Here is a 5633-nt window from a genome sequence, read left to right on the forward strand (position 1 = left end):
GCGGTGCGGCATGAGCCGGGCGATGGCGACGGCCGCGCTGGCGACGGCACTGCTGGGCACCCTCGCGCTGCCGGCCGACGCGGCGCCACGCGACTGGGTCGCGACCTGGCAGGCCAGCCCGCAACCGCTGTGGGCCGCGAACTTCCCGTTCCCGACGCAGACGCCGTTCCACCTGTGGCGGCAGACCGTGCGCCAGGTGGCGCGGGTGAGCCTCGGCGGCAGCGAGGTGCGGGTGGAACTGAGCAACGCCTATGGCGATGCGCCGTTGCACATCGGCGCCGCGTCGCTGGCGCTGGCCGGCGACGGCGCTGCGCTTCGGCGGCAAGACCGAGGTGACCGTGCCGCCGGGCGCACCGGTGCTCAGCGACCCGGTGGCGCTGAGCGTGCCGGACCTGGCCCGGCTCAGCATCAGTCTGTACCTGCCGCAGCCGACCGCACCGTCCACCTTCCACTGGGAGGGCCTGCAGAGCGCCTGGCTGGCCGAGGGCGAGCGCACCGCCGACGCCACGCTGGCCGATGCCACGGCGCTGCCGGTGCGGCTGTTCGTCAGCGGCATCCAGGTGCGCCGCGCCGATGCCATCGGCGCGGTGGTGGCGCTGGGCGATTCGATCACCGACGGCGCCGCGTCGACGCCGGGGCAGGACCGGCGCTGGCCGGACCAGTTGGCCACGCGGCTGGCCGCGCAGCGGGTGGCGGTGCTCAACGCGGGCATCTCTGGCGGGCGCGTGCTGCGCGACCGCATGGGCCGCAACGCGCTGGCGCGGCTGGACCGCGACGTGCTGGCGCAGCCCGGCGTGCACACCGTGATTCTGCTGATGGGCATCAACGACATCAGTTGGTACGGCACGCCGTTCGCGCCGGACGATGCGCCGGTGCAGGCCGAGGACCTGATCGCCGGCTACCGGCAGGTGCTGCAGCGCGCGCAGGCGCGCGGCCTGCGGGTGATCGGCGCCACTCTCACCCCGTTCGAGGGCGCGCTGCCGGACTCGCCGATCCCCGGCTACTACAGCCCGCAGAAAGAGGCCGTGCGCCAGCAGGTCAATGCCTGGCTGCGCGCCGACAACGGCTTCGACGCGATCCTGGATGTCGACGCCCTGCTACGCGACCCCGCGCATCCCACGCGGATGCGCGCGGATTTCGACTCGGGCGATCACCTGCATCCCGGCGACGCCGGCTACGCGGCCATGGCCGAGGCCGCCGCGCAGTTGCTCGGCGCCACCGCAGCCGCTTCCACCTCCGCTGCGACCGACGCCGTCGACACCGACGCCGCGGCGCGCTGACGCCTTCTCTCCCCTCCCTTCCTCCTTCCCTCATCAGGAGTTCTCCATGGAATACCGTCATCTCGGCGCATCCGGCTTCAAGGTTCCCGTGCTCAGCTTCGGCACCGGCACCTTCGCCGGCACCGATCCCTTCTTCGCCACCTGGGGCAACTCGGACGTGGACCAGGCGCGGCGCCTGATCGATATCTGCCTGGAGGCCGGCGTCACCCTGTTCGACAGTGCCGACGTCTACTCCGGCGGCGCCGCCGAATCGGTGCTGGGCGCCGCGATCAAGGGCCGCCGCGACCAGGTGCTGCTGTCGACCAAGGCCGGCTTCCGCTTCGACCGCGCGTCGCCCAACAGCGTCGGTTCCTCGCGCTTCCATTTGATCCGCGCAGTGGAAGCGGCGCTGATCCGCCTGGGCACCGACTACCTCGACCTGTTCCAGTTGCACGGCTTCGACGCGCACACGCCGGTGGAGGAAACCCTGTCCACGCTCGACGACCTGGTGCGTGCCGGCAAGATCCGCTGCCTCGGCGTATCCAACTTCTCCGGCTGGCACCTGATGAAGTCGCTGGCGGTGGCCGACCGCCACGGCTGGTCGCGCTACGTCGCGCACCAGGCCTATTACTCGCTGATCGGGCGCGACTACGAGGAGGAACTGATGCCGCTGGGCCTGGACCAGGGCGTGGGCGCGCTGGTGTGGAGCCCGCTGGGCTGGGGCCGGCTGACCGGCAAGCTGCGCCGTGGCCAGCCGCTGCCGGAGAGCAGCCGCCTGCACGACAAGGCGGTCACCGAGGCCGGCCCGCCAGTGCAAGAGGAGCGCCTGTACCGGGTGATCGACGCCCTGGAAGCCATCGCCGCCGAAACCGGCCGCAGCGTGCCGCAGATCGCACTGAACTGGCTGTTGCAGCGGCCGACGGTCAGCAGCGTGATCATTGGCGCACGGACCGAAGACCAGTTGCGGCAGAATCTGGGGGCGGTCGGCTGGACCCTCGATCCCGCCCACGTGCAACAGCTGGATGCGGCCAGCGCGGCGGTACCGGCGTATCCGTACTGGCACCAGCGCGGCTTCGCCGAGCGCAACCCGCGGCCGGTCTGAGCCGCGGCCGTGCCCTCCTTTCCTTCACGTCCAGGAGCCTCCATGAAAGCGGTCGCCACCCTCCATCCCCTGCCGATCGACGATCCGCAGTCGCTGCACGACCTCGACCTGCCGACGCCCCCCGCGCCCGCCGGCCACGACCTGCTGGTGCGGGTGGAGGCGGTGTCGGTCAATCCGGTGGACACCAAGGTCCGCGCCAAGGGCGCAAGCGACGGCCAGCCCAAGGTGCTGGGCTACGACGCCGCCGGCGTGGTCGAGGCGGTCGGGCCCGAGGTCGACGGTTTCGAGCCGGGCGACGAGGTCTACTACGCCGGCGACATCACCCGCGCCGGCAGCAACGCGCAGTACCAACTGGTGGACGCGCGCATCGTCGCGCGCAAGCCGGCCACGCTGGACTTCGCCCAGGCCGCGGCGCTGCCGCTGACCACCCTCACCGCCTGGGAGCTGCTGTTCCAGCGCATGCCGTTCGACTTCGACGACGAACACAACCGCGGCCGCCGCCTGCTGGTGATCGGCGGCGCCGGCGGGGTCGGCTCGATCGCGATCCAGTTGGCGCGGCATGCCGGCTTCGAGGTGATCGCCACCGCCTCGCGGCCGCAGACCCGCGACTGGTGCCTGCAACTCGGCGCGCACCACGTGATCGACCATCGCCAGGAGCTGGCGCCGCAGCTGCAGGCACTGGGCATCGACCAGGTGGACGCGGCGCTGAACCTGGCCGACACCGACCGCTACTGGCAGGCGCTGGGCGAGCTGCTGGCGCCGCAGGGCCACGTCGGGCTGATCGTCGAGCCGAGCGGTCCGCTGCACATCGGCGACCCGTACAAGGCCAAGTGCATCGGCATCCACTGGGAAATGATGTTCGCACGCGCCCGGTTCCGCACCGAGGACATGATCGAACAGCACCGCATCCTGGCACGCACCGCCAGCCTGGTGGACGCCGGCGAACTGCGCACCACCCTGACCGAGACCCTGACCCCGATCAACGCCACCACCCTGCGCGAGGCGCACCGGCGCCTGGAGTCGGGCAGCACCATCGGCAAACTGGCGCTGGTCGGCTGGGGCTGAGTGGCGGCGCAGCGATCGAAACATTGGCGCGATCGCCCCGCTTTGAGCGCGTAGCGGTCATCGGCCGACCGTGACTGATAGCTCAGCTTCTTCTGCTGCTTTTGTTGCTGCTGCCTTCGCTGTTGCTCTTTGCTGTTGCTGTGCTTTTGATCTACCGGGTCCCCTCAGCGCGGCAGACGCGGCGGGGAAAAACCCGAAGGGCGGCGCACATGGATGTGCGCCGTTCGCGGCAGGGGCAGGATGCCCCTTCCGCGAATCCCCGTCGTGGCTGCGAACCTGGAGCGCGCAGCGCGGAAGGCGCGCTGCGGGGTGTGCTTTCTTTTGGTTACTTTTCTTTGCACAAGCAAAGAAAAGTGACCCGCGCCAGCGGAAGCTGTTGCTCTTGCTTCTAAGCGTCATGCTTCAAAATCCCAGAAGGATGTAAAGGCGGCTCAAGGCAACGCCCCTCTTGCCGCCAGCCAGGTTTCACGGCACCCTGCGCCCTTCCGTACGCCTGCGTATCCACGCCATGTCGCCCGCCCCCGGCCAGCCCGACCCCACCCCCACCGCCTACCCGCACCTGTTCGCCCCGCTGGACCTGGGCTTCACCCAGCTGCGCAACCGCATCCTGATGGGCTCCATGCACACCGGCCTGGAGGACCGCGCCCGCGACTTCCCCAAACTGGCCGCGTACTTCGCCGAGCGCGCCGCCGGCGGCGTCGGCCTGATCGTCACCGGCGGCTTCGCGCCGAACGTGGTCGGCTGGCTGAAACCGTTTGGCGGCAAGCTGTCCTGGCCATGGGAAGTGCGCCCGCACCGGCAGGTGACCGCCGCGGTGCACACGCATGGCGCCAAGATCTGCCTGCAACTGCTGCACGCCGGGCGCTACGCCTACCACCCCCTGTCGGTGGCGCCGTCGAAACTGAAGGCGCCGATCAATCCGTTCACCCCGCGTGCGCTGTCGGCGCGCGGCGTCGAACGCCAGATCGATGCCTACGCCCATGCCGCCAAGCTGGCGCGCGAGGCCGGCTACGACGGCGTCGAGGTGATGGGCTCGGAAGGCTATCTGATCAACGAGTTCATCGCCCCGCGCAGCAACCGCCGCAATGACGCCTGGGGCGGCGACGCGGCCAAGCGCATGCGCTTCGCCGTGGAGATCGTGCGCCGCATCCGCGCCGCCTGCGGACCGGACTTCATCATCGTCTACCGGCTGTCGCTGGTGGACCTGGTCGAGGACGGCAGCGACTGGCAGGAGATCGTGCTGCAGGCGCAGGCGATCGAGGCCGCCGGCGCGACCCTCATCAACTCCGGCATCGGCTGGCACGAAGCACGCGTGCCGACCATCGCCACCTCGGTGCCGCGCGCGGCCTTCGCCGCGGTGACCGCCAAGCTCAAGCCGCACGTGCGGCTGCCGCTGATCGCCACCAACCGCATCAACATGCCCGACGTGGCCGAGCGCATCCTGGCCGGCGGCGGCGCCGACATGGTGTCGCTGGCGCGGCCGCTGCTGGCCGACCCGGAATGGGCGAACAAGGCGCAGCGCGGCCAGGCGCAGGCGATCAACACCTGCATCGCCTGCAACCAGGCCTGCCTGGACCACGTGTTCGAGAACAAGACCGCCAGTTGCCTGGTCAATCCCCGCGCGGCCGCCGAGACCGAACTGAACTACCTGCCGACCCGCGCGCCCAAGCGCATCGCCGTGGTCGGCGCAGGCCCGGCCGGCCTGGCCTGCGCCACCGTGGCCGCGCAGCGCGGCCACCGCGTCACCCTGTTCGACAGCGCCAGCGAGATCGGCGGCCAGTTCAACGTGGCCAAGCGCATTCCCGGCAAGGAGGAATTCCACGAGACGCTGCGCTACTTCCGCCACCAGATCGACGCCACCGGCGTGGAGTTGCGCCTGCACACCACCGCCGATGCGGCGCTGCTGGCCGACTTCGACGAGGTGGTGCTGGCCACCGGTATCGTGCCGCGCGCGGTGGACTTCCCCGGCGCCGATCATCCCAGCGTGGTCAGCTATCTGGACGTGCTGCAGGGCCGGGTACAGGCGGCGGACAAGGTGGCGATCATCGGCGCCGGCGGCATCGGCTTCGATGTCGGCGAGTTCCTGGTGCACGCCGGTGCGTCGACCGCGCTGGACCCGGCGCGGTGGATGGCCGAATGGGGCGTGGACCCGCAGTTCGAAGGCCGCGGCGCGCTGTGCAAGCCGCGCCCGGAGCCGCCGGCGCGCA

4 protein-coding genes are annotated in these 5633 nt (G+C 70.8%); all 4 read left to right on the forward strand.

Annotated features, from left to right (window positions below; genetic code table 11):
• The first annotated feature begins 251 nt into the window (after positions 1-251).
• Complete coding sequence (locus tag D588_RS25490; RefSeq protein ID WP_017917138.1) at positions 252-1280, forward strand: SGNH/GDSL hydrolase family protein; 1029 nt, start codon at positions 252-254, stop codon at positions 1278-1280.
• 46 nt (positions 1281-1326) lie between these two features.
• On the forward strand, positions 1327-2361 hold the full coding sequence (locus D588_RS0119210; RefSeq protein ID WP_017917139.1) for an aldo/keto reductase: 1035 nt from the start codon (positions 1327-1329) through the stop codon (positions 2359-2361).
• A gap of 42 nt (positions 2362-2403) precedes the next feature.
• A complete protein-coding gene (locus D588_RS0119215) occupies positions 2404-3426 on the forward strand; it encodes a zinc-binding alcohol dehydrogenase family protein (protein ID WP_017917140.1) in 1023 nt (340 codons plus the stop codon).
• 508 nt (positions 3427-3934) lie between these two features.
• Positions 3935-5633: NADPH-dependent 2,4-dienoyl-CoA reductase (locus D588_RS0119220; protein WP_017917141.1), on the forward strand; the 1699-nt coding region annotated here is incomplete at its 3' end.

The sequence above is a fragment of the Xanthomonas sp. SHU 308 genome (assembly GCF_000364645.1).
In the GTDB taxonomy this organism is placed as follows: domain Bacteria; phylum Pseudomonadota; class Gammaproteobacteria; order Xanthomonadales; family Xanthomonadaceae; genus Xanthomonas_A; species Xanthomonas_A sontii.